A 25,714-nucleotide genomic window follows, 5' to 3' on the forward strand; every position below is an offset into this window, starting at 1 on the left:
GCAGAGTCTTCTACTGACTCAAGTTAAACTAAAAACCCCTGAACATCCAGTCCAGGGGGAGTAAAGTGACTACTTATTGTAACTCTGAAACTTTGACGAATGTATAGCCTTCACTTTGCAAGTAAGCTAAAACTGCATCGAGACCATCCGCTGTCGATTGGTGAATATCGTGCATAAGAATAATGCTGCCATCTTTTGTCGCACCTTTTACATGTGCAAGAAGTTTGTCTGGATCACGGTGTTTCCAGTCAAGCGTATCTACATCCCATAGAACAACAGGTAAGTTTGTTTGGCTACGAACAGTTTTGTTAACTGCACCATAAGGGGGCCTGAATGCAGTTACTTTCTGACCGGTGACATTTTCAATAATGGAAGACGTCTCGTTGATTTCACTGCGAACCTTTTCGACGTTTGCCTTTGTTAAATCAGGGTGGTTCCAGGTATGATTCCCAAGCTCGTGACCTGCTTCTTGTACTTTTTTTGCGATTTCCGGATAGTATTCAACCCGACTACCAAGCATGAAAAATGTTGCTTTTGCATCGTATTTATTTAACGTCTCAAGAATTTGAATGGTCACTTTAGGATCGGGCCCATCATCGAATGTAAGGGCAATTTGTTTAATGCCATCATCGACTTCTTCAGTGGATCCTTCCGTTTCATCTTCAGAAGTATCACTATCGTTGTTGCCTTGATTTGTAGAGGATTCTGTATCGTTAGGAGGCGTAGTTGGATTTTCCTCCTTCACCGGATCTTTGGTAATCGTATTCTCATCAGTATCTTCAACTACTAATTGGAACTTTTCGGAAAGTAAGCTGTTTATATCACTCACTGGAATTACGATAATCGGTGGACCGGCTGCTCCCGCTGCTAGTTCGTATTCATCGAAATAAAGAATAAGAGATTCATCCGTGATTGCGAAATTATCGAAGTTTGCCCAGATTGGTTCAGTCTGGAGATGCACTTCTTCCGGGAAAACGTGATCTGCAAGTAAAGGATCGTTGTAAATTGCTTCGCGTGCTAAAGTAGAAAGTTGTTCGAGATTTTTTGGATCACGTCCAAAGAGGTCCGCAATTGTAAACGTTTCTCCTGTTTCAGGATTCAAATGGAATGATCGAATATCGGTTGTACCGTTTGCCCCGCCGGTTGAACTACTGTTAACAAGAACAAACGAATAGTTTCCTGAATAATGGGAAAGGGTTTCAAAAGAAATGTTGAGTTCACCTGTGAATTTACTACCGTTTTTTTTGTTTTCTGCCATTGTAGTTAAATAGTTTTGTTTAGCTGTTGTTATGTATTTGGAAATAGCTTCATTGAATGGACTATGTAAACTTTGCGGATATTGAATGGCAAATGGAATATATGTATCATTAGAAGTTTCCGTAATAATTTTAATACCTGGATAATGGGAGTCAATCGTATCGATTACGACCGAAGTTGAAGCCTTGTTCTTTTCAGGAAGCGAAGAAGCCTCGTTCTTAGTAGTTTGTGAAATTAAATAGATGGCCGATACGGTTAATGCGATGATAGCTATTGAAAATGTAATGTCAATCCAGGATGAACGACGTTTTCGGTGCATATTTTTCATGTTGTAGGCTCCTTTACTGTTTATAAAAAGTTAGACGGATGAGTCTCGTTAATAGTTTCAAAAAGTTATATATATGTCGAAATCTATCATTAAACATACTTTTATAGTATACATGAAAAAAAGAAATGTACCAAGTATTGACATAAAATTCGGGGAAACTAATTAACCTTAGTTAATAGAAGGGTAAATTGGGTATATATTGACTCGGAATAATTCTTGACCAACGTAGCTAAAGAAGCTTGTTACGTCCAGACTTCAGCGCCTAGAGGCTCGGGTCATAAGTCGGTCCTGCTGTGCGGTAAAAAATCGGCTTGGCCAGCTCATCTTATGCCTGTCGCCTCTGAACAGGCGCTTGCGCTTTTGTCTATTTGTGATATAATATCAGCGTCCCGGATCTTGCAAATACGGGTTTGCTTTTGTATATTTACAATTATTTGTGAATAATCCGAGCCGGTTGTTGCTATAACATGCAATTATAAAAACAAGGTGGTTGGAAAAAATGGAAAAAAACGCATACCAGGTTCTTCTCTATTACAAATATGTAACGATTGAAGATCCTGAAACGTTAGCTGTTGAACATTTGGCGGCATGTAATGAAATTGGTTTAAAAGGTCGTATTATTTTAGGTACTGAAGGAATTAACGGTACATGTTCGGGAACCGTTGAACAGACGGAAGCGTACATGAACATGATGAAAAGCGATGATCGTTTCAAAGATATCGTTTACAAAATCGACGAAGCAGATGGACATACATTCAAAAAAATGCATGTGCGCGCTCGTGAAGAAATCGTTAACTTGAGCTTACCTGATGATATTAACCCAAATGAATTAACGGGTAATTACTTAAGTCCTGAAGAGTTCTTCAAGCAGATGCAAGATGAAGATACAGTTGTCATTGATGCACGTAATGATTACGAGTTTGATCTTGGACATTTCCGTGGAGCAGTTCGTCCAGAAATTGAAAACTTCCGCGACCTGCCTGAGTGGATTCGCGACAACAAAGAACAGTTCGAAGGGAAGAAAATCCTGACGTATTGCACTGGTGGAATACGTTGTGAAAAATTCTCCGGTTGGCTTGTACGTGAAGGTTTTGAAGATGTTGGTCAATTGCACGGAGGAATCGTCACGTACGGAAAAGATCCTGTTGCCAAAGGTCAGCTTTGGGACGGACAATGTTACGTATTTGACGAGCGAATTGCGGTTCCAATCAATCAAGTGGAGCATGTAATCGTCGGCCGTGATCATTTTGATGATACGCCGTGTGAACGCTACGTGAACTGTGCAAATCCGATATGTAACGCAAAAATCATTTGTTCTGAAGAAAATGAGCACTTGTATATGCGCAGTTGTACGGACGAATGTCGTACACATCCGCGGAACCGTTACTTCGTTGAGCATAACATGACAGTAGAACAATATGACGAGCGTCTCGAAGCAATTGAACGTCGTAAAAATGAAATGCACGCAATCTAAATGAAAAACGCCTAAACAGATTCCTCTGTTTAGGCGTTTTTTGTTGGAAGTATAGAAAATATTTCGTCAGATTTTTATCGTAAATAATGGTGGCGAAAAGAAAAGTAATAAGCGATCAAACCGGCAATCGGGATGGAAGAAGCAATCAATAAAGACAACATAAGCCGGAATTCCCCCTCGAAGATCAGGGCCAAAGCCATTGCCGCTAGGGCGATAGGAGTGAAAAGAAGTATGGCTGAAAGCGCATCTTTTACCGCTCTTCCAGTTATTACTGCTTCCCGCTCATCATTCGAATAAAATTCAGGCAAAATCATTTCTTTCATAATAAACCGACCGTCAGGACTGTTCTTTCTATGCTTATACTGCTGAAAACAAATGAGCCCTAATACAATCCAAAAGGAAAGCGTGAAATAAGGACTTGGACTATTGTGTAATGTATATATGTTGAATTAAAGAATCCCATTGAATCTGCTGTGCTTCTCGATAATGAGAGAGTTGTAATTCGGGGTGTGGATTGTAGAACACTCGGCGCTTCGGGGATGCCTCTCACCGTAAGCCTGGATTAGCGCTTTGCATCCAGTCTTACGGCTTCGGCGACCCCATTGCCGCGCCTGCGCTAGGTTGTTCATTATTGGGAGAAATGTGATTTTGAGATGTATATGCCGAGATTGTAAGGTGATTACTAGTTGATACTATATAAATTGAAATAAAGAATCCCATTGAACCGCTACGGCGCTAGGGGATGCCTCCCGCCATAAGCCAAGCAGCTTCGCCGCCAGTCTTATGGCTTCGACTACCCCTGTTAAGGCGCCTTCGCTCAGTATATATACCGGATTCAACATATATAATTATAGTCAAGAAAGACGCAATCCAGGTTGCAGATTTCACCACTAATAATGAAATGCGCTTTCTGGCTTATCGCGGGAGGCATCCACAAAGCGCCGAAGCGGTATTAGTGGGAATCCTAATTCATTCCAATTACAAGGGCTTTTTCAGTGGCCTACCATAATCCCTTGTAAAGCCCATACGCCGTATTCATTTGTTCAACATATATAGTTGAATCATAATAAAAGGTGCCCGATACATGAAGACTAAATGTAATAATTGTCAAAATTCTAAGAGATAAGGTTAAGGTTATGGTTATGGTTAAGCTTCTCATCTGAAATCCGCACACTTTCATTACTTATGTTGCAGTACTTTAAATGAAATTAAATACGTCAGCAATCCAACGATAGGAATGGAGACTGTTGTAAAGAGTGGATACCAAATATAATCAACAAAATAATTTGGAATGAACATATAAGATCCAACAATAAAAAATGAGTAAACTAAAATAAAGACGAATGCATTACTGACTGCTTTATGTGTAATTTGAACAGCTCGTTCGTCTGAAACATCGTATTCTACGGCTAAGAATGCATTCAAAATAGAGTGTTTGTTTTTACGGACGAGAATAAATTGTATGGTATTGATGATGACAAATAAAATGACAATAATTATAAAAATAAACCCTGGCCATCGAATGATAAAGACTTCAAACCCATCAATAAAGCCTCGGTCCATTTGAATATATAGCTGCTCCACCCTTAAATAATCAAAAACCATTACCGCTAGAGATAGCAGTAGCATAATCCTTAAAAACACTGTAATGTACATACTCATTTATTTTTCTCCTCTTTCGAAAAAATTCTCTCAATCGGCATTTCAAACACTTCTGCGATATTCATAGCTAATAGTAGGGAAGGGGTGTAGCTACCCTTTTCGAGCGAGACGATTGTCTGTCTTGTTACCCCAACCTTGTCGGCGAGATCACCTTGTGTCAAATTGAAACGCGCTCTTAATTCCTTCACGCGGTTTGTAAGCAAATGGATTCCTCCTTGCTGAATGTTAAGTTGATTGTATAGTATGATATTCCTTTTGTAAAGTTAACTATACAAAAAGGATGCTTTACTTTACATTTAGTAGGCTTAAATTGTCACTTACCCTCTTACTTATAGGCACGTCAAAGTGTTATACTAAGAACAGTCAATTGATATTGGAGGAACTATAGTTATGCAGTGGAGAAATTTATATCGTGGATTCTTTATGGGGATTAGCGATCTTATTCCTGGTGTGAGCGGAGGAAGAATTGCGTTCATTTTGGGTATTTATGATGAATTACTAGCATCGATTAGCGGGTTTTTCAGCCGTAATTGGAAAAAACACATCGGATTTTTATTGCCGTTAGGTATTGGAATCGGAATCACACTTCTATTGTTCAGTAAGGTAATCGAATACTTACTTAAAAATCAGCCTGCGCCTACTCAGTATTTCTTTATGGGTCTTGTCGTCGGCGTACTACCTTTCATTACAAAGCAAGCGGGTGTGAAAAGAAATTTTACATGGCAACATTTCATAGTCATTCTATTAGTTGGAGGAGCACTCGCTTCACTGGCATTCATTAAACCACAAGATACAGCAGTCATTACATCCCTGACTGCCTCCAATGCGATTGGACTCTTTTTCGCTGGATGGGCGGGAAGTATCGCCATGTTATTGCCGGGTATTAGCGGTTCATTCATTTTGCTGGTTTTGGGCGTTTACTCGACGGTAATTGGTGCATTATCGAACTTTAATTTATCAATTATCGCTGTTATCGGTGCAGGAATCATTGTGGGGTTCATCGTCAGCAACAAAGCAATCAGTTATTTGCTGAAGCATTTTAAGTACATCATGTTTGCTGTGATTATCGGACTTATTGTAGGTTCGTTATTCGTCATCTATCCCGGGATTCCTGAAAGTGGAACACCGTTTGTCATGAGTGTCATTGCGTTCTTTACAGGTCTCGTCGTCGCGAATATGTTCAGTTCACAGAGCAAAACATCAATCGTCAATAAGTAGTGAAAAGTGCCACATCAGAAACGGATTGAACCGTTTCTGGATGTGGCACTTTTCATATTGACCGTCATTATAACTTCCCTCCTCGCATACTATGGATAAAACATGCCCTGACTGGAGGGAAATTGATGGATATATTAAACAAAGTAAGAAATTTCCGAGAAGAAGAAAACAGACTTAAGTGGGAAGGCACGTTTGCTGAGTACCTAGCCATAGTGAAGGACAGAAAAGAAGTCGCACAAACAGCACATTCACGTGTTTATAATATGATTAAAAGCTCTGGATTAGTGGAGAAAGATGGTAACAGGCTCTATCAATTTTTTGGAGAAGAGATTTTTGGACTTGAAGAGTCAATTGAGAGGCTTGTGGAAGAATACTTTCATCCCGCAGCTAAAAGACTAGAGGTTCGTAAACGGATTTTGTTGTTGATGGGACCAGTGAGTGGTGGTAAATCTACAATCGTGACTTTATTGAAACGCGGACTTGAGAACTATTCCAAAACAGACGAGGGTGCGGTTTACGCCATCAAAGGCTGTCCAATGCATGAAGATCCGCTACATTTAATCCCGCAACATTTACGCAAAGATTTTTTAGAGGGGTATGGTATTCGTATTGAAGGAAGCCTGTCGCCGTTAAATTCTATGCGACTTGAACAAGAATACGATGGTGAAATTGAAAATGTACTGGTAGAACGAATCTTTTTCTCGGAAGACAAACGTGTCGGTATTGGAACATTTACACCTTCCGATCCAAAATCACAGGATATTGCGGATTTAACGGGAAGTATCGACTTTTCTACAATTGCCGAATTTGGTTCCGAATCGGATCCGCGTGCTTATCGCTTTGACGGTGAATTGAATAAAGCAAACAGAGGCATGATGGAATTTCAGGAAATGCTGAAGCTGGATGAGAAGTTTCTATGGCATTTATTATCGCTGACCCAGGAAGGTAACTTTAAGGCGGGCAGGTTCGCGTTGATTAGCGCAGATGAACTAATTGTTGCGCATACCAATGAAACAGAGTACCGATCTTTTATTGCCAATAAAAAAAATGAGGCTCTTCACTCAAGAATTATTGTAATGCCGATTCCTTATAATCTAAAAGTTAGCCAAGAAGAGTGTATTTACGAAAAAATGATTAAAGAAAGTGATATGACGCATGTTCATATTGCTCCACATGCATTTAAGGTAGCTGCGATATTTTCAGTGTTGACACGTCTGGAAGATTCTAAGAAACAAGGAATCGATGTTGTAAAGAAAATGCGTCTTTACGACGGGGAAAGTGTTGAAGGATTTAATCAAATGGATGTAGAGGAATTGAAGAAGGAGTTTCCGAATGAAGGAATGAACGGCATTGATCCACGTTATGTCATCAACCGAATTTCATCGGCTATCATTCGAAAAGAAGTTTCTTCAATTAATGCACTAGATGTCTTACGTTCTTTGAAAGATGGGCTAGACCAGCATGCTTCCATTTCGCAAGCAGACCGTGAAAAGTATATGAACTATATTGCAATCGCAAGAAAAGAATTTGATGAAATTGCAAAGAAAGAAGTCCAAAAAGCATTCGTTTATTCATATGAAGAGTCCGCGGTATCGATGATGGATAACTACCTCGATAATGTTGAAGCCTATTGCAATAAAAACAAATTGCGAGATTTTTTAACAGGAGAAGAAATGAATCCGGACGAAAAATTGATGCGTTCCATTGAAGAACAAATTGGTATTTCGGAAAATGCTAAAAAAGCTTTTCGAGAGGAAATTCTCATTCGACTTTCCGCTTATGCAAGGAAAGGAAAGCGTTTTGACTATAATTCCCATGAGCGTTTGCGAGAAGCCATTCAAAAGAAACTGTTTTCAGATTTAAAAGATGTTGTCAAAATTACGACTTCATCCAAAACTCCAGACGAATCGCATCTTAAAAAGGTGAATGAAGTCATCGCACGACTTATCGATGAGTATGGTTATAATTCAATTTCGGCAAATGAATTGTTGCGCTATGTTGGAAGTCTACTAAATCGATAAAAGCTGGAAGATAAAGGAGCAAGACTGATGAAGCATTGGTCTTGTTTTTTTCTAAAAATCACAAGCATACATTGGCTAAAAGATGGGTGTGGATGAAGATGAGTGAAAAAGACAATGAACATTTTGCTATCTCACAAGAAAACTGGTCTCTTCACCGAAAGGGCCATCAAGATCAGCAACGTCACTTAGATAAAGTGAAAGAAGCTATTCAAAATAACTTGCCTGATTTAATCAGTGAGGAAAGTATTATTTTGTCAAAAGGTAAGGACGTTATTAAAATCCCCATACGTTCGCTAGATGAATATAAAATTCGTTACAATCATGACAAATCAAAGCATGTAGGGCAAGGAAATGGAGATAGCCAAGTAGGTGATGTGGTTGCGAAAGATGGATCGCAGGGGAAAAGTGGGCCAGGGACAGGGAAACAAGCCGGGGATCAAGCGGGGGAAGACTATTATGAAGCAGAAGTCTCGATTGCTGAATTAGAGGATGCCTTGTTTAAAGAAATGGAATTACCGGATTTGGAACAAAAAGAGCAGGCCGAAAACACGGCTGAAAAAATTGAGTTTAATGATATCCGAAAAAAAGGACTTATCGGAAATATTGATAAAAAACGCACGATTTTAACTGCTATTAAAAGGAATGCCATCAAAGGGAAAGCTGAAATCGCACCCTTTCACAATGATGATTTGCGTTTTAAAACATGGGATGATGTGAAAAAACCTGAATCTAAAGCAGTAGTTCTTGCCATGATGGATACGAGTGCATCAATGGGTAATTTCGAAAAAATGATGGCGAGAAGTTTTTTCTTTTGGATGGCTAATTTTTTGCGCACGAAATATGAAACAGTTGAATTTGAATTTATTGCGCATCATACAGAAGCAAAAGTGGTAACTGAAGAGGACTTTTTCTCGAAAGGGGAAAGTGGGGGTACTATTTGTTCATCCGCGTATATAAAAGCACTTGAATTGATTGAAAATAAATACAATCCTGTACGCTATAATATCTATCCGTTTCACTTTTCTGACGGAGAAAATATGTCATCTGATAATGAAAAATGTATAAAACTTGTTCAAGAACTTATGGCTGTTTCCAATATGTTTGGTTACGGTGAGGTAAATGCCTATAATCGTTTTTCAACAATGATGTCCTCATTTAAAAAAATCGATGACCCGAAATTCCGTCATTATATATTGAAAGAAAAACGAGATGTTTACTTTGCGCTTAAAAGCTTCTTCCATAAAAACTTGGAGGGATTCGATTGACGGAAATAAAAGCGCTTCACCGTGCGATTGATGAAATCACAGAGATCGCAACTGGATTTGGTCTCGACTATTATCCCATGCGGTATGAAATTTGCCCTGCCGATATAATTTACACATTTGGAGCTTATGGGATGCCAACCCGTTTTACTCATTGGAGTTTTGGAAAGCAATTTCATAAAATGAAGTTGCAATATGATCTTGGTTTGAGTCAAATCTATGAGTTAGTCATTAATTCAAATCCTTGTTATGCGTTTTTGCTGGATACGAACAGCCTTATTCAAAACAAACTTATTGTTGCCCATGTTCTTGCCCATTGTGATTTTTTCAAAAATAATGTTCGATTCTCTAACACAAGAAAAGACATGGTAGAGAGTATGACTGCAACGGCTGAGCGCATTGCGAATTATGAAATGATCCATGGTAAAGATGAGGTAGAACGTTTTTTAGATGCTGTATTAGCCATTCAGGAACATATTGATCCTTCTATACTAAGGCCTCAACGGCCAGCTGATGATTTGGATGAGGAAAGTGTTGAAGAAGAAATTATACGGAAAACGCCTTATGATGATTTATGGAATTTGGATAGAAAAGCGGCAGAGAAGAAAGTAACAACACCAAAGGGAAAGAAAGTACCTCAAAATCAGGAAAAAGATCTTTTGCTATTCATTTTGGAGTATAGTCGTGAACTGGAAGAATGGCAACGTGATATATTAACGATGATGCGAGAGGAAATGCTCTACTTTTGGCCACAGCTTGAAACGAAAATTATGAATGAGGGCTGGGCATCTTTTTGGCATCAACGTATTTTGAGGGAAATGGATTTAACCTCAGATGAAACAATCGAATTTGCTACATTGAATGCGAATGTTATCCAGCCTTCGAAAACCTCGATTAATCCCTATTATCTAGGATTGAAAATTTACGAGGATATTGAAAAGAGATACAATAATCCGACGGAGAAATTGAGAAGGTTAGGGGTCCAGCCTAACACGGGTATAGAAAAAATCTTTGAAGTGAGAGAAATTGAATCGGATATATCCTTTATCCGCAACTATGTCACCAAAGAGTTAGTTCAACAGGAAGATTTATATCTCTTTGAAAAAAAGGGCGGCAACTATCAAATTACTACTAAAGATTATGAAAATGTAAGAAATCAACTAGTATCCATGCGTGTAAACGGTGGTTTTCCATATATCGTAGTTGAAAATGGGGATTACTTGCGCAACGGAGAACTGTATTTGGTGCATAAATACGAGGGGACCGAGCTGGATCTTAAGTATTTAGAAAGTGTGCTTCCTTATATTTATCAATTATGGGGACGGATTGTACATCTAGAAACGTATGTAGAGAATTTGCAAGTCGTCTATTCATATGATCGGAACAAGGTATATCGACGGTATGTTTAAGTGATAACCAGTAGTTAGAAGTAGTATTATCCCGCGATCGGATTTTCGATTGTGGGGTTTTTTCTCGTCTAAATTCCAACGGGGTAAAGGTTCACGGACTGGGAAATACATTAGTTAATGGTGCTTATATGGAAATCGAAGTGGCAAAAGGTAAAACATCAATGAAAACGAAATTCATATAATGGCGAACGGACTTTCATTTCAATACGCCGCATAATCTGTTATTCTTAAAGCAAAGCTCTAAACGGAAGGATGATTGAAATGGCTGGACCAGCACTTAAGAAACTACACTCCCACCGCGCAATTCATGAAGGCGGACTTTCAGGGGCAGTTAGTAAGACAGAGGGTATGATGGAATTTCTTCAACAGGGTGATCTTGCGTTGGCGAACCAGGCGGCTGATGATTTAATTGAATACTGGAAGACACGTGTTATCAGTCACGCGGATGCCGAAGAACAAGGATTTTACGGAGAAGTTGCCGAACGGAATCCTGATCTGAAGGAAACTGTTGTTCAATTGACACGAGACCATGATTTGCTACGGATTATCGTGAAGGATATTGAACAACTGCGTGAGGATGAAAATCTGAGTCCTGCTGTACTTCATAGGTTTCATGCATTAATCGTCGTCAATGAAATACATAGCCGCGATGAAGAACGCATGCTTTTTGAAAACTAATACTACTTTAAGCGCCATTAACCGGTGCTTTTTTCTTTGATATATAGTTAGGAGATGGTCCAAATCGAAAAAGCTTTATCGATATTGACAACATATTTTGGGTATCCTTCTTTTAGGACAGGTCAGGAGCAAGTTATCCGGGGCGTTATGAGCTATCAGGATACACTTTGCGTTATGCCAACGGGGGGCGGGAAGTCTGTCTGTTACCAAGTGCCCGCACTCGTGATGGATGGCACCGTTCTTGTTATTTCACCACTTATTTCACTGATGAAAGACCAAGTCGATGCACTCCACCAAGTAGGGATTCCCGCAGCGTACATCAATAGTTCACTTTCATCAGAGGAATACTTTGAAACAATGGAGAGAGCCGTGTTGGGCGAGTATCAGCTTCTTTACGTCGCCCCTGAACGTCTTGACTCACCGTCTTTCAAAAATCAGTTGCGGCGGATGACAATTCCGATGGTCGCTATTGACGAAGCACATTGTATTTCGCAATGGGGTCACGATTTTCGTCCAAGTTACCGCAATATAAGCAGTATTGTTTCTCTATTTGATAAAAAGCCGGTTCTCCTTGCACTAACAGCTACTGCCACACCAGCTGTCCGGGAAGATATTTGCCGTCAGCTTGGAATTAGTGAAAATAATACGGTTATGACAGGATTTGAGCGGGCAAACCTCACTTTTTCGGTCGTCAAAGGGCAAGACCGTGAAAAATTTGTAAAAGAATACGTCCGTAAAAATGAAGGAGAAGCGGGCATTATTTACGCTGCTACACGAAAAGCGGTTGATCATGTGCACGACATTCTTCAAAAAAGTGGAGTGTCTGTTGCGAAATATCATGCTGGACTTGGAGATATTGAACGTCAGTCTGGACAAGACCGTTTTTTGAATGATGAGGCGTCAGTCATGGTTGCGACAAATGCATTCGGCATGGGAATTGATAAATCCAATATCCGCTATGTTATTCATTACCAGATGCCGAAAAATATGGAGAGCTATTATCAGGAGGCAGGGCGTGCAGGACGTGATGGGCTTGACAGTGCTTGTACTGTGCTATTTTCATCACAGGATGTACAAACCCAGCGTTTCTTGATTGATCAATCACAAGACCCAAGCAGAATTCCGGCAGAGCTTGAAAAATTGCAGTCAATGATTGACTATTGCCATACAGAAACATGCCTTCAGAAATTCATTATTTTGTATTTCGGAGAGACAGATGTGAAGGACTGCGGTCGCTGTGCAAATTGTACCGACACACGTGAAAGTACGGATGTGACTGAAGACGTTCAAAAAGTATTGTCATGTGTCATTCGAATGGGACAACGGTTTGGCAAGGCGATGATTGCACAAGTATTAACAGGATCTCGGAACAAGAAGGTGATTGAATTCGGTTTCGATAAATTAACGACATACGGTTTAATGAAAGGGCGTAGCGCAAAAGATATATCTGATTTCATCGAGTTCATCATTTCAGAAAGTTATCTTGGCGTGGAGAATGGGCAGTTTCCAACCATTTACGTCAGTGAACAAGGGAAAGATGTGCTGACAGGTAAAGTGACAGTCAATCGAAAAGTGACTGTTATTACAATGCAAGTTGCGAATGATGATCCACTATTCGACCAGCTTCGTGCACTACGTATGAAACTGGCTCAAGAAGCGGGTGTACCGCCGTTCGTCGTCTTTTCAGATAAAACGTTGCGTGATATGGCGGCAAGAATGCCTGTTACAAATGATGATTTCCTCGAAGTAAATGGTGTTGGTCTTGCGAAATTGGAAAGATACGGGGAAGCATTCATGGAAGAAATCAAGACTTTTCAAATGCAAAACGCATAAAAACCATCCGGACAATGAACAGTCCGGATGGTTTTTTGTTATCAAATTATCTATTATCAACTTTTTCCGGATACATATCGTGATTCATCATCCGGTGTTCCGCCATTTGTACATATTTTGTTTCGGGTTTGCCATAGTTGCAATAAGGATCGATTGACAAGCCGCCACGCGGCGTAAATTTCCCCCATACTTCGATATAACGCGGTTCAATTAGTTTGATTATGTCATTCATAATAATATTGACGCAGTCTTCATGAAAGTCGCCATGATTTCGGAAACTGAATAGATATAATTTGAGTGCTTTACTCTCCACAAGTTTTTTATCCGGCACAAAACTGATATACATCGTCGCGAAATCGGGTTGCCCTGTCATCGGACAAAGTGATGTAAACTCCGGACAGTTGAATTTAACAAAGTAATCGCGATCCACATGCATATTGTCGACAGCCTCTAAAACATCGGGGTTGTACTCGTACACGTATTTCGTGTTTTGATTGCCGAGCAAAGTTAAGTCGGTCAATGTTGCTTCATCTCTTCCAGCCAATTAAAAAAACCTCCCGTATATTTTGTCAGGGAGGTCCATAGGCGCCGGGAAAACGGCCATATCGAATGCACATGGCGTAAATTCCGTCATCCATAGTTTTTTATAGAGGGTCGCTATGAACCTCTCCCGAACAGGGTATTCATTTCGTATCTGACATTATAGGACGTGCGATGATTTGTCAATAGATCCTTTTTTCTTCAAGCCAATCAAGGCATATAAAGCGACAGCGAGGAGGATGAATCCTGTCAGCATGAAAGCGCCTCGGTACTCCAAGTCCAAGAATCCAATCAAGCTTGAACCTGCAACGACACCAATCGAGAAGAACGCGTAAAAGTAACCATATGCTTTCCCGCGAAATTCAGGAGATGAAGAATCGATTAGCAGCGAGTTGATGGATGGGAAGAGGAAAGCAAATCCAGCCCCATAAATACACATTGCAATATATAAGTAATTCAATTCCTCAACTTGACTCAGGAACAGCATACTTAATCCCATAAGTGTTGTTCCGAATGCAAGTGTCACAACTGGCCGTACACGGTCAAAAACTCGATTGATGGGCAATAAGAAGATGAGAATAGCGACGACGCCAAATGTGCTTAGTAACAACCCCGTTGTTTTGGTATCAAATCCAAGTGATTCAACTTTTAGCGGCAACACAAGGGCAAGTACACCTTGTGAGAACATTAAGAAGAATGCTCCCGCGAATGCTCTGACCATCCCCGGATGTTGGAAAAGATATCTGACACGGAAACTGTCAGCTCCTTTTGAAGGCTGTTTTCGTACATATGTAAACGATCGGAGAACAAAGAATGCAAGTATTGCCAGTAGCATCATGATGCCGCCGTTGACCGCCATAATGAAAGGTGTACTTGTTTTAGCTGCCACAATACCACCATAAGCTGGACCGATAATCGCTGCCAATCCAACGAATGCACCTGAAATTGCAACACTTTTACCTCGTTTAGATTCTTCGGCACGATTTGCCAGGAAAGTGAACGCAGCTGGTACAATTAGCCCTTCCATAAAACCATGGACAAAGCGGACACCGAGCAATGACATTGGTCCATCAACAAACGCGTAGAGGAAGAGAGAGAGTGCCGAAGCAAATAGTCCAAGTACGAGTATGAAAAAAGGTCCTCTTTTGTCAGTCATGAAACCGGAAATGACATTCCCGATAGTATTTGAAAATGAATACATACCAACTGCAAGTCCAACTAAAAATGGTGTAGCACCAAGAGATAATGCAAATGGGCTCATGACAGGCAGTTGCGAAAATAAATCAAAAAACGAGAAGAAAACGATGAGGTAAACAAAACCACGCATAATGAAGCCTCTTTTCAATTAATAGATAACATCCTACCCTATACTTTAGCATTATTTGGACCTAAGGGGAAAAGGAGAGATTGTGAACAAAACATATTCTTTAGCAATTAATGAAAGATAACGATAAGATTAATGAAATATATGAATGGGTAAAGGGGGAAACGCTGAGTGGGCTTTTTTACAAACTTATTTAAAAAACAAGATGATAGCGAAATTGTAAATGAAATTGAAAAGCGATATATTTTCGTTCAACTAGACTTGGAACATTATTCCGAACCGTTTTTTGCGAGGGATTTAGTAAACATGTCCTCTCCCGATTTGAAACAACCTGAATAAAGGGGCTTTCACAAATCAATTGCTGCAGGAGTGTCATTAATCCCGCATCTTAAAGCAGATACTTCTATCGAATTGTTCATTCTAACGGATTATTTCGATGTGGAGGAAATCATCAAAGCGGGTATTGCTGTGAAGCATGTGCAATCTTCTGTTGATAGGATAATGATGGAAGCAATTATTTGGAAGGGTAACGGTCAGGTGGAAACAATTCCATTTTTGCTGAATCTCCGTCTTGAAGACGAGAGCTCCCGATTGGCTGCAGCATTAATCAGTGTTCAAAAAGAGATACCATTCTATTTTGGGCAGATTGTGAATGAAGTGTTCACAATAGAAAAGCAACTGCTTGTGAACATGCCCGAAGCGGTCCAAGAAGATATGCAAAACACTTTCGCAGAGCTGTATAGTGATGAACCCAGCAAATTCGGACCTTTTGTCGGCCTAGAAAGCGTATCAGATCGAGAAATGACGACTGGAGGATGGGTCATGCATTTTGATAATGAGAAGCTAAAGGAAGAGGAATCAGACTTGTCTTTGATGAAAATTAAAATTCTAAGTTCAGCTTTTGATAAAATTAGTCGTCTAGGTGTCAAAGGTCGGTTTACAGGATGGATTGCAGAAAACGTGGCAGATTCAATCGGAACGGGTTCATACGGTGAGACGACGACGCTTATCTTTACATCATCGGAACCGATGCATGGTAATGAAAAATTGCATAGTGAAATTATGAAATATATGAAGTCGTTAAAAGGGTTTATTCGCGAGGAAGGCGGCTATCCCTTAAAATACGAGGGCCTTCCTGTGCTAAGACAAAATGGCGGTGGCTATGGGTTCGTTGCCATTGATGAAGTTTTTTTTACGAAAGCGGACGAGTTATATAGAAAAATGACCAATAAAGAGATAAACTTATACTATAAATTGCTGAAATTGAATGCAACAGATTGAAAGGGGAAATACGACGATGACAATTAGAGTCGGAATTGCAGGTTACGGAAATTTAGGACGCGGTGTTGAGTCTGCAATCAATCAGAATAAAGATATGGAACTGGTTGGTGTGTTTACAAGGAGAAATCCGGAAGATGTGAAATTACTGAATGGCAATGTATCCGTACATATGATGGATGACATTCATAAATTTACTGATGCAATCGATGTACTCATCCTTTGCGGCGGATCGAAAAATGATTTACCAGAGCAAGGCCCGGCACTATCAGCTTTATTCAACACGGTGGATAGCTTTGATACACATGCGAAAATTCCGGGTTATTTTGAAGCTGTAGATGCATCGGCTAAACCTAACGGTAAGATTGCCATCATTTCAGTCGGCTGGGATCCAGGTTTGTTCTCCATCAATCGTTTGTACGGCGAAGCAGTTTTATCGGAAGGTGCTACTTACACGTTCTGGGGCAAAGGATTGAGCCAAGGACATTCCGATGCGCTTAGAAGAATTGAAGGCGTAAAAGGTGCTGTCCAATATACAATTCCTGTTCCGGACGCAGTTGACAAAGTGCGTAGCGGTTCGTTACCAGAATTGACTACGCGTGAGAAGCATACCCGCGAATGTTATGTAGTCTTAGCAGATGGCGTTGACGGCAACAAAGTGAAAGAAACGATTGTCACGATGCCTGACTACTTTACAGATTACGATACGACAGTGACTTTTATTACTGAAGAAGAATTGAAACAGGATCACTCTGCGATGCCACACGGCGGTTTCGTGATTCGCAGCGGTAAGACAGGGGAAGACAGCGCACAAGTGATGGAGTATTCCTTGAAACTCGACAGCAACCCTGAATTCACATCAAGCGTGCTTGTTGCGTACGCACGCGCAGCTTATAGGTTGCATCAGAACGGTGAGACGGGTGCGAAAACAGTCTTCGACATTGCGCCTGGATTGCTTTCTCCAAAAAGTGCTGCAGATTTACGGAAAGAATTGCTGTAATTGTACTTGGAAATAGAATTGCATATTGCTTTTTGAATAAACAACGGCAGCGTTACCTCTATAGTTGAGGTAACGCTGTTTTTATGGAGATGTTTTATTTATTACTATATATTCGGCACTACTTATTTGTAGTTAACAAGGTGGTATATCTTGCAGGGTATAACGAACAAATCTAGCGACTAAGTTGTTTTGGAAGAACATTCCACTTGTTGAGTGCCGACTATATAGTGATTTCAATCAACTCTCTACTTTATTTGATTCTCAATCCTAAATGTTTTGATAATAGTGCACTTTTCGCATATACTACTCATGTACGATTTATTTAGGAGGTCGAAGGAATTGACGAAATTAGATGAAACGTTAGTGATGCTGAAAGAACTTACAGACGCAAAAGGGATTCCTGGTAACGAACGTGAACCCCGTGAAGTTATGAGAAAGTACATAGAGCCATTTGTAGATAATATTGAACAGGATGGTCTTGGTTCATTAATCGCGAAGAAAACTGGCGATGAGAATGGACCCGAAATCATGCTAGCGGGACATCTTGATGAAGTTGGATTCATGATTTCTAAAATTGACGATAAAGGTTTCCTATCATTTCAAACAGTAGGCGGCTGGTGGTCACAAGTAATGCTTGCACAGCGCGTGACAATCGTTACACGCAAAGGGGACACAGTTACAGGTGTTATTGGATCGAAACCACCGCATATCTTATCGCCTGAAGCGCGTAAAAAACCGGTCGATATTAAAGATATGTTCATTGACGTTGGTGCAACTTCGAAAGAAGAAGCAATGAAGTGGGGCATTCTACCTGGAGATATGGTTGTACCGTATTTCGAATTCACAGTGATGAATAATGAAAAATACCTTCTTGCAAAAGCGTGGGACAACCGTATCGGCTGTGCAATTGCGATTGACGTAATGAAAGCGCTTAAAGATGAAAAACATCCAAATATCGTTTTCGGAGTGGGGGCTGCACAAGAAGAAATAGGTCTTCGTGGTGCGCGCACAGCGGCAACGAAAATTCAGCCGGACATCGGATTTGCAGTTGATGTAGGAATCGCTGGCGACACGCCAGGTGTTACGTCCAAAGAAGCTACTGGTAAAATGGGCGATGGTCCACAAATTCTATTATTCGATGCTTCAATGGTATCGCATAAAGGGTTGCGTGAACTTGTTGTTGATACAGCTGAAGAGAATAGCATTCCTTATCAGTTTGAAACGATTCCAGGCGGAGGAACAGATGCAGGTTCAATTCATCTGTCAGGCAATGGCGTACCATCACTTGCAATCTGTATTCCAACACGTTATATTCACTCGCATGCAGGTATCCTGCACCGCGACGATTATGAAAATACAGTGAAACTGATTGTCGCAGTCATTAAGAAATTAGACCGTGACACGGTGAATAAGATTACATTTGAATAATTGAACGATTATTCTGCTCAGGCCAATTAAATGGTCTGGGCAGTTTTTTTATTTGAATAAATCTATAAAAATACACTTGACTTTATAATTATGCATACATATAATCAGAGATACCAATTGAAATAAACGATAGGGGATGAGGGAATGGTGAAGATTGAAATGGATAATGCGAAAATAGTAGAAGGATTGAAAGGGAGAGATTTACTTACCCTGCTTGATTATACACATGAAGAGGTATCGTATTTATTGCATAAAGCAGATGCGATGAAAAAAGATATGGCGGCTGGCAAGATGCCGAATTTATTGGCCGGAAAAACACTGGGGATGATTTTTGAAAAGCATTCAACGCGTACACGTATTTCATTCGAAGTGGGTATGATCCAACTTGGGGGGCATGCAATGTTCATGAATGCACGTGACTTGCAAATTGGCCGTGGGGAGTCCGTTTATGACACAGGTCATGTATTGTCTGAGTACTTGGACGGCGTCATGATCCGTGCGAATTCACATGAAATGGTGAAGGAACTAGCACAACACACTTCGGTTCCAATCATCAATGGTTTGACGGATATTTTCCATCCGTGTCAGGCGCTAGCAGACTTGCTGACAGTTTTGGAAGTGAAAGGTTCATTAGCGGGGCTGAAGTTAGCTTATGTAGGAGACGGTAATAATGTAGCGCATTCACTTGTAATTGCTGCGGCACATATGGGTATGAACGTAGCTGTCGCGACGCCAAAAGGGTTCGAATACAATCCGAACCTCTTAGTGAAAGCGAAAGCCATTGCTGTTAAAAATGGCGGAAGTGTCTTTGAAACAACGAATCCAATAGAGGCTGTCGCTGGAGCTGACGTCGTTTATACAGATGTCTGGACGAGTATGGGCCAAGAAGAGGAAGCGGCTGCACGCCTAGAAGCATTCAAAGAGTTTCAAATTAACGACGGATTGGTCGCACATGCGAAAAAAGATTATATGTTCTTGCATTGCTTACCTGCACACCGTGAAGAAGAAGTTGCGACGTCTGTTATTGATGGACCGAATTCTTATGTATTTCAGCAAGCGGGCAATCGACTGCATGCGCAAAAAGCGGTTCTTGCTTCATTGTTGTAATAAAATAAATTAACAAGTCCAGGTTTTGATGTGAGTAGCACGTGGCGGTCATAAGTACACCCGTGGTGAGCATAACTAGCCCCATGCCGGTCATAACGTAATCGACAGTCCTGACTACATCAAAAAATGACTTGTAACTAATTGGCAAGTACTCACATCCAACTTCTATAGATTAACAAGTCCAGGTTTTGATGCCTGGGCTTTTTTTGTATATTAAATCTAACTTAATGTTAATAATACTGTACATAATGTTAAGTTTAGTATACATTATGAATAGGAGGTGTCACGATGTTAAAGAATCGGCTGAAAGAATTGCGAGCACGACATGATTTCACACAAATTGAACTGGCAAAACGTGTTGGCGTGACACGACAAACAATTGGCTTCATCGAAAAAGGGGAATTTTCACCGTCCGTGACACTGTCATTGAGATTGGCACGTGCATTGGAATGTGACATTAACGAATTATTTTGGTTAGAAGGGGAGGAATGACAATGAAGAATGATATGAGAATTACGTATCCTCTATGGCAAATGGGTGTCATCGTTATAGCAATGCTCCTCACTTGGCTGGTTGGTTTATCTTCTGTTTTCACAGTGGGAGATAGGAGCTTCGAGGTTAATGTGCAAGGGGAATGGGGAGTGATTTGGGGAGTTGCGCTGCTTGTTTTCGTTTTCTATTTAGCGTTATTTACTTGGAATGTTGTCAAGCACAATAAACGGATGCCGAATCATAAAATTAATGTATTCTCATGGAAGCCGCAAGAATATATGGAGGATGACGAACTATTTCAAGAGGTTACGAAACGGGCGACAAAGAAAGTCTATACTTATTTTGTTTGGTCCATCCCCCTTTTTGCTGGTTTGTCTTTAGGACTCCAAGTTGGAACGATTGGTGTGGTAATGGTTCTTTTACTTCTTTCAATGGGGCAATATTTAATTTATTACACAGAAGTCAGGAAATATACGGGGGTAGATGAATGATGTTTGAATATTTTTTAGTGTTTCTAGGTGCTGCCATTCCGTGGTTAGAAATCGCACTTGTCATCCCGCTAGGCATCATTAGAGGGTTGTCCCCGTTTTGGGTTATGATCCTTGCATTCGTTGGTAATATGTTGACGGTGCTGATTCTCATTATTGCATTCCAAAAAGTGAAGGAATGGATGGAGTCAAGGAAAAAGAAGGATGGAAAAGAAGAATCGAAGCGGACTGAGCGGGGGAAACGAATCTGGAATAAATATGGTATGCCTGGACTCGCGTTGCTCGGTCCGGTTTTAATCGGAACACATATTGCGGCGTTTATCGGATTGTTATTTGGGGCAAGTAAAGTGAATACGACAATTTGGATGACGATTAGCATTGCGTTATGGACGCTTGTATTCGGCATTGCGACAGCGATGGGCTTCGATTTCTTCGTGGAAAACCTTTGAATCTAATAATACAGAAACAAACACGAAAGTTTAAACTTTCGTGTTTGTTTAGTTTGTTTTTTTAATTGTTGGATCGACCACGGCCACTTCAACAATTAAATGGTGAAGGAACTAGCAAAACACACTTTGCTTCCAATCGTCAATGACTTACGGACATTTTCTATGACTTTGAACTTCTACCCAAAGGTTCTGCTGAAAGGTTTGAATCATTAGAATTGATAGTAATGATGTCTATGAAGCTGAATATATTGCTTACAATAGTGAAGGTGTAGTGATTTATACTGGTAAACCTGGCGAGTAATAAGAATAGTGGGTGAAAAGTATATGAAGTTGAAATTTTTATATTTAGCAATAACAGCATTTTTGATTGTTGGTTGTTCAAATAACCAAGAAGTAGGGAATATCACTGATACAGATAGTTATGAAAATGTCAGAGAAGTTGCTTGGGCGTTTATCGAAGAAAAAGGTTGGAATGACAATGCTAAAAAAGACTGGAAAAGTGCGAAAGTGAAGAAAATGATTGCGAATAATAGCTATGAATTGTTGGATAAAACTTATGAAGGAAAAGAGATATTAATCGTTTCTTTTGAAGACAAAGAGAATGTTGTGGTTGGTACCCCTTTAATACTTATTGACCCCAATCTCAATGAAGTAATTGGCTATATGCCAGGTGAATAAATCCCTTGTTTAAGCAAAGATGGCTTTAATTGAAAAAGATAAGTACGCTAAAATGAAAATCGCTCGGATTGATATGAAGCCAATGAAAAAGTCATATTTCCTTCAATCCCGTTGATTTTCGTTCCGAGCGGATGCTTTCCGCAGGCACGGCTTTAGCCAATCGAAAAGCAAAGGGTTCGATTTTCCGTATTTCTGTGTTCTTTGCAGAAATTAAGTCATTCTTGACCCTTGCTCGCAAAACCCGCTTTTCACTACAATCAACTAGTTCTTACTATGAAAAAGAACTTTTTCAGTGGCCGCATTGATATCCAAGCGATTTTTTTGTGCTAAGTTTAATGTTATTTAACTTGTTGAACAATATGTTATTTGTTGTCTTCCAACCTTATATCCACATTACCGGAGCTACTTAGGTTTCTTGGGCATGTTTTATCTTATCGAACTCCCTTGAAAATTAAAAAACTATAATTGGTTGGAAATTTCTGCGAATTCAATGTATACTTTGAGTATCAAAAAAAAGGGAGATTAGCCTATGTTATCGAGCATTGCAGTAGAAGTTTTAAAAGAATTAAGTGAACAAAAAAACTTCGCAAGGGCACAGTAGAATATCGCAAACCCTTACTGCTGACCCCTGCAATTTAATTGGGGGACATTAAATTGATTAAGCATTATAGTGAGAGTTTTTTATCAGGAAATAAAATTGCTTTACGTAAAATTACAAAAGAGGATTATGCGAATTTCTTTGCAATTGAAGATATAATGGAAAGTCGTTTATTAATGAATGATGGTATTCCATTTCCACCTACTGAGGCGGACCACGAGAAATTTCTTAGTGAGATTAGTTCTGAGAAAGATGACTACATGTTTGCCATCGAACTTAAAGACGAAAAACTATTCATTGGAACTATCGCTGTTTACTTAGTGAACTGGAAAAGTAGTACTTGTCACGTTGGTGTTTCAATAGGACCTGAAAACCAAGGAAAAGGCTATGGAACCGATTCAATGAAAGTATTGGTAGATTTTATTTTTAATTATATGAATTTAAATAAAGTGAAACTTCAAGTATTTGGCTATAACAAAAGGGCGATTTGTTCTTATGAAAAATGTGGTTTTCTTTTGGAAGGTACTCTAAAAGAAGAACTCTTTAGATTTGGTAAGTATCATGATATTTATATTATGGGTTTACTTAGAAAAGATTGGGAATGTAAGACATAATTAACCTTTGAATAGGCAGACCAGTTAAATGGTCTGTTTTTATATCTCTTTTTCAGCGAACGAGCGCATTAGCATAAGTAATGGAGCTTAAGCAGCTCCTTTTTATAATTTCAATTATGATTGTGTAATTCTCTTTTAAACGTTAATTGTATACTATTGTCTTTATTGTTTTTTCACTTTTTTGTTACTGGATTATTTTTGCATCTAATTTATTTCACTACCGAATGCTTTAGTTTAAGAATCGGCTTCCTTACGGGGGAGCTTTTTCTTATTGAGTGAGAGGTAAATACTTCCGTGAACGTAAAAATATGTGAATTTTCTATTATGAATGATATAATTCAAAATAAGTAACGGAGGGAGGGGCGTAATGAAAAAACAGATACGCAAGGCGGATCAGGCTAAAATACGCCAACGAAAACAGATCGTATTGCGAATGAACTTCCTATTCTTTTCAATCTTTGTCCTATTTTCATTGCTCATTTTCCGCCTTGGTTATTTACAAATCGTTAAAGGTGAAGAGTATTCCCGTGAGTTGGAAAAAAAGGAAGAAATACCCGTCAACACAAGTGTGCCAAGGGGAAGAATATTTGACCGTATGGGGTTTGTTCTAGTTGATAATGATCCGAAGAACGCCATTACATATACGAAAATGACGTCGACGACTTCAGCCGAGATGCTTAAAGTTGCTGAGCAACTTGCGGTCTTGATTGAACAAGAGACGAAAAGGATTACCCCTGGAGATAAGAGAGACTTTTGGATTTTAAAGAATTCAAAAGCAGCAACGGAAAAAGTTTCTATAAAGGAACAAGAGAGACTTGAAAAGGATAGTAAGCTTTCACGGACGGAATTGCAGAAGAAGATTAATAGGCTTACACGAAAACGAATTACGGACGAAGAAATTGATTCTTTTACGGAAGAGGAGCTAGAAGTACTTGCGATTTACAGAGAAATGATGTCGGGCTATGCATACTCACCGCAAATAGTGAAAAGTGGAAATGTGACGGACGAGGAATTCGCAACTGTATCTGAACGTCTAGGAGAGTTACCGGGCGTGGATACAACGACAGATTGGGAACGTGTGAGAAGATCAGACAATACGATTCTAGGGACAACCACGAGCCCCATTGAAGGTATTCCTAAATCCCGTGAGAATTATTTCTTGGCACGGGATTATTCAGGAAATGACCGTGTTGGAAAAAGTTATATTGAGCAATATTATGAGGATTTGTTAAAAGGGCAAAAAACAATTGTGAAGAATATTAAAGATCGTAGTGGGCGTGTCGTCGAAACGAAAACAATCCGACAAGGCGAACCTGGTAAGGATCTTATTCTGACGATTGATAGTGAACTGAATCAGACAATTGAAAGTATTGTATCGGATAAACTGTTGGAATTGAAAAGAGGGCCAAATACCGGAGAATTGGACAGGGCTTTTGTAGTTATGATGAATCCAAATAACGGTGAAGTTCTTTCGCTTGTAGGTAAGCAAGTTGTTACGAATCCAGAAACAGGAAAACTCGAAATATGGGACTATGCATATGGTACATTTACTGCGAACCATGAAGCGGGATCAACAGTGAAGATGGCGACGCTTCTTACGGGGTATCAGGAAAATGTGGTACGTATCGGCGAAACGAAGATAGATGAACCGATTAGAATCGGTGGAATTACAAAAAGATCGCTGTTTAATCAAGACTCTAGGGTTTCTGTAACTGATATTGAAGCAATCGGCAAGTCTTCGAACGTTTATATGTTCCGTATCGCAATGGCTATGGCGGATTCTAACAACAGCACTGAAGGAGCGAAACGCATTAGGGAAAATGCATTTGATACGTTCCGACAATCTTTCGCGTCTTTTGGACTTGGAACAAAAACTGGCATTGACTTACCGGGGGAGTCACCCGGTCTGATTGGCGAAAGTAATTCAATCGGTATTTTAATGGATTTATCCATCGGGCAGTTCGATACCTATACAACACTTCAATTGGCTCAATACGTCTCAACAATTGCAAATGGCGGTTATCGGATAGCTCCAAAAGTATTAAAAGAAATACGCGAACCATCTGAGGATGGTGAAATTCTTGGTTCTCTCATTCAAGAAACAGAGGTCAATATTTTAAATAGGATTCATAGTACTGATGCGGAAATTGATCAAGTGAAGCGTGGTATGCATTACGTGTATTATGCACCTAAAGGAACGGCCTCGAATCATTTTGCTGGAAAAGACTATGATGGAGCAGGGAAGACGGGAACCGCACAAGCATTCAGTTCAGGGAAATCGACAATCAATCTATCTCATGTGGGGTTTGCACCTTACGAAAATCCGGAAATTGCTTATGCGGTTCTTATCCCAAACATTACTACAAAGCCAGGAGATCACACGGCTGGTGCTCAAAATAAGATTATCCAACAAGCAGTAGACGAATATTTTAAACTAAAAGTAAAAAGAGCTAAAGAAGAAATTTCTACAGCAGCCGAGCAACCAATTATACAGGCACCTAAAAAAGAATCTGAAAAATAAAAGTAGGGAAACCAGAAGAATGGTTTCCCTACTTTTTCAATAGATAAAAGCCTAA

24 protein-coding genes and 1 riboswitch are annotated in these 25,714 nt (G+C 39.8%); of the genes, 18 read left to right on the plus strand and 6 right to left on the minus strand.

What is annotated here, in order from left to right; genetic code table 11:
* Window positions 1–73: 73 nt before the first annotated feature.
* A complete protein-coding gene (locus tag MKY15_RS15345; RefSeq protein WP_342537914.1) occupies window positions 74–1,585 on the minus strand; it encodes a polysaccharide deacetylase family protein in 1,512 nt (503 codons plus the stop codon).
* 499 nt (window positions 1,586–2,084) lie between these two features.
* On the opposite strand from MKY15_RS15345, the gene MKY15_RS15350 reads away from it, so the two are divergent.
* Window positions 2,085–3,059 carry a rhodanese-related sulfurtransferase gene (locus MKY15_RS15350; RefSeq protein WP_342537915.1) on the plus strand — a complete coding sequence of 325 codons (975 nt, stop codon included), beginning with the start codon at window positions 2,085–2,087 and terminating at the stop codon, window positions 3,057–3,059.
* Between the two features lie 74 nt (window positions 3,060–3,133).
* Here MKY15_RS15350 and MKY15_RS15355 read toward each other — a convergent pair whose 3' ends face one another.
* From MKY15_RS15355 to MKY15_RS15365, 3 genes are all read right to left on the minus strand, one after another.
* Window positions 3,134–3,382, minus strand: a complete 249-nt coding sequence (locus MKY15_RS15355; protein WP_342537916.1) for a hypothetical protein — start codon at window positions 3,380–3,382, stop codon at window positions 3,134–3,136.
* A gap of 856 nt (window positions 3,383–4,238) precedes the next feature.
* Complete coding sequence (locus MKY15_RS15360; protein WP_342537917.1) at window positions 4,239–4,721, minus strand: hypothetical protein; 483 nt, start codon at window positions 4,719–4,721, stop codon at window positions 4,239–4,241.
* Window positions 4,718–4,930, minus strand: a complete 213-nt coding sequence (locus MKY15_RS15365) for a helix-turn-helix transcriptional regulator (protein WP_067207754.1) — start codon at window positions 4,928–4,930, stop codon at window positions 4,718–4,720. The genes MKY15_RS15360 and MKY15_RS15365 overlap by 4 nt, the downstream gene beginning before the upstream one ends.
* Window positions 4,931–5,111: 181 nt before the next feature.
* Between MKY15_RS15365 and MKY15_RS15370 the strand changes: the two genes are divergently transcribed.
* The 6 genes from MKY15_RS15370 to recQ all read left to right on the plus strand — a co-directional run bounded on the left by MKY15_RS15370 (window position 5,112) and on the right by recQ (window position 13,142).
* Window positions 5,112–5,939, plus strand: a complete 828-nt coding sequence (locus MKY15_RS15370; protein WP_342537918.1) for a DUF368 domain-containing protein — start codon at window positions 5,112–5,114, stop codon at window positions 5,937–5,939.
* Window positions 5,940–6,064: 125 nt separating this feature from the next.
* Window positions 6,065–7,960: a PrkA family serine protein kinase gene (locus MKY15_RS15375; protein WP_067207760.1), complete on the plus strand. Its 1,896-nt coding sequence runs from the start codon at window positions 6,065–6,067 to the stop codon at window positions 7,958–7,960.
* A gap of 98 nt (window positions 7,961–8,058) precedes the next feature.
* A complete protein-coding gene (gene yhbH / locus MKY15_RS15380) occupies window positions 8,059–9,225 on the plus strand; it encodes a sporulation protein YhbH (RefSeq protein ID WP_067213898.1) in 1,167 nt (388 codons plus the stop codon).
* Window positions 9,222–10,631 carry a SpoVR family protein gene (locus tag MKY15_RS15385; RefSeq protein ID WP_067207763.1) on the plus strand — a complete coding sequence of 470 codons (1,410 nt, stop codon included), beginning with the start codon at window positions 9,222–9,224 and terminating at the stop codon, window positions 10,629–10,631. The genes yhbH and MKY15_RS15385 overlap by 4 nt, the downstream gene beginning before the upstream one ends.
* A 261-nt stretch (window positions 10,632–10,892) precedes the next feature.
* Complete coding sequence (locus MKY15_RS15390) at window positions 10,893–11,309, plus strand: hemerythrin domain-containing protein (protein WP_340741824.1); 417 nt, start codon at window positions 10,893–10,895, stop codon at window positions 11,307–11,309.
* Window positions 11,310–11,363: 54 nt separating this feature from the next.
* Window positions 11,364–13,142, plus strand: a complete 1,779-nt coding sequence (gene recQ / locus MKY15_RS15395; protein WP_067207768.1) for a DNA helicase RecQ — start codon at window positions 11,364–11,366, stop codon at window positions 13,140–13,142.
* Between the two features lie 46 nt (window positions 13,143–13,188).
* On the opposite strand, the gene queF is transcribed toward recQ, so the two are convergent.
* Window positions 13,189–13,686, minus strand: a complete 498-nt coding sequence (gene queF, locus MKY15_RS15400; RefSeq protein WP_067207771.1) for a preQ(1) synthase — start codon at window positions 13,684–13,686, stop codon at window positions 13,189–13,191.
* Between the two features lie 86 nt (window positions 13,687–13,772).
* A riboswitch (PreQ1 riboswitch) is annotated at window positions 13,773–13,816 on the minus strand.
* 26 nt (window positions 13,817–13,842) lie between these two features.
* A complete protein-coding gene (locus MKY15_RS15405) occupies window positions 13,843–15,009 on the minus strand; it encodes an MFS transporter (RefSeq protein ID WP_342537921.1) in 1,167 nt (388 codons plus the stop codon).
* A gap of 168 nt (window positions 15,010–15,177) precedes the next feature.
* On the opposite strand from MKY15_RS15405, the gene MKY15_RS15410 reads away from it, so the two are divergent.
* From MKY15_RS15410 to MKY15_RS15460, 11 genes are all read left to right on the plus strand, one after another.
* Window positions 15,178–15,345 (plus strand): hypothetical protein, encoded by a 168-nt coding sequence (locus MKY15_RS15410; RefSeq protein ID WP_342537922.1) that lies wholly within the window; start codon window positions 15,178–15,180, stop codon window positions 15,343–15,345.
* A 30-nt stretch (window positions 15,346–15,375) separates the two neighbouring features.
* Complete coding sequence (locus MKY15_RS15415) at window positions 15,376–16,287, plus strand: hypothetical protein (protein WP_342537923.1); 912 nt, start codon at window positions 15,376–15,378, stop codon at window positions 16,285–16,287.
* A 16-nt stretch (window positions 16,288–16,303) separates the two neighbouring features.
* The gene (locus MKY15_RS15420; protein WP_067207779.1) at window positions 16,304–17,284 is read left to right on the plus strand and encodes a diaminopimelate dehydrogenase; all 981 of its coding nucleotides are present in this window, start codon (window positions 16,304–16,306) and stop codon (window positions 17,282–17,284) included.
* A 339-nt stretch (window positions 17,285–17,623) separates the two neighbouring features.
* On the plus strand, window positions 17,624–18,712 hold the full coding sequence (locus MKY15_RS15425; protein ID WP_342537924.1) for a M42 family metallopeptidase: 1,089 nt from the start codon (window positions 17,624–17,626) through the stop codon (window positions 18,710–18,712).
* A gap of 144 nt (window positions 18,713–18,856) precedes the next feature.
* Window positions 18,857–19,819 (plus strand): ornithine carbamoyltransferase, encoded by a 963-nt coding sequence (gene argF, locus MKY15_RS15430; RefSeq protein WP_340741832.1) that lies wholly within the window; start codon window positions 18,857–18,859, stop codon window positions 19,817–19,819.
* Between the two features lie 288 nt (window positions 19,820–20,107).
* Window positions 20,108–20,311, plus strand: coding sequence for a helix-turn-helix transcriptional regulator (locus MKY15_RS15435; protein ID WP_187047331.1), 204 nt, complete (start codon window positions 20,108–20,110; stop codon window positions 20,309–20,311).
* Window positions 20,312–20,313: 2 nt separating this feature from the next.
* Window positions 20,314–20,802 carry a hypothetical protein gene (locus MKY15_RS15440; RefSeq protein WP_340741833.1) on the plus strand — a complete coding sequence of 163 codons (489 nt, stop codon included), beginning with the start codon at window positions 20,314–20,316 and terminating at the stop codon, window positions 20,800–20,802.
* Window positions 20,802–21,248, plus strand: coding sequence for a small multi-drug export protein (locus MKY15_RS15445; protein WP_187047839.1), 447 nt, complete (start codon window positions 20,802–20,804; stop codon window positions 21,246–21,248). Before MKY15_RS15440 ends, MKY15_RS15445 begins: the two co-directional genes overlap by 1 nt.
* Before the next feature lie 324 nt (window positions 21,249–21,572).
* Complete coding sequence (locus tag MKY15_RS15450) at window positions 21,573–21,926, plus strand: hypothetical protein (RefSeq protein WP_067207792.1); 354 nt, start codon at window positions 21,573–21,575, stop codon at window positions 21,924–21,926.
* Window positions 21,927–22,580: 654 nt separating this feature from the next.
* Window positions 22,581–23,138 (plus strand): GNAT family protein, encoded by a 558-nt coding sequence (locus tag MKY15_RS15455; protein WP_255428630.1) that lies wholly within the window; start codon window positions 22,581–22,583, stop codon window positions 23,136–23,138.
* A gap of 367 nt (window positions 23,139–23,505) precedes the next feature.
* Entirely contained in the window at window positions 23,506–25,659 is a 2,154-nt protein-coding gene (locus MKY15_RS15460; protein WP_342537925.1) for a penicillin-binding protein 2, read from the plus strand.
* Window positions 25,660–25,714: the final 55 nt, after the last annotated feature.

Origin of the sequence: Sporosarcina sp. FSL K6-1540 (genome assembly GCF_038620285.1) — a bacterium.
In the GTDB taxonomy this organism is placed as follows: domain Bacteria; phylum Bacillota; class Bacilli; order Bacillales_A; family Planococcaceae; genus Sporosarcina; species Sporosarcina psychrophila.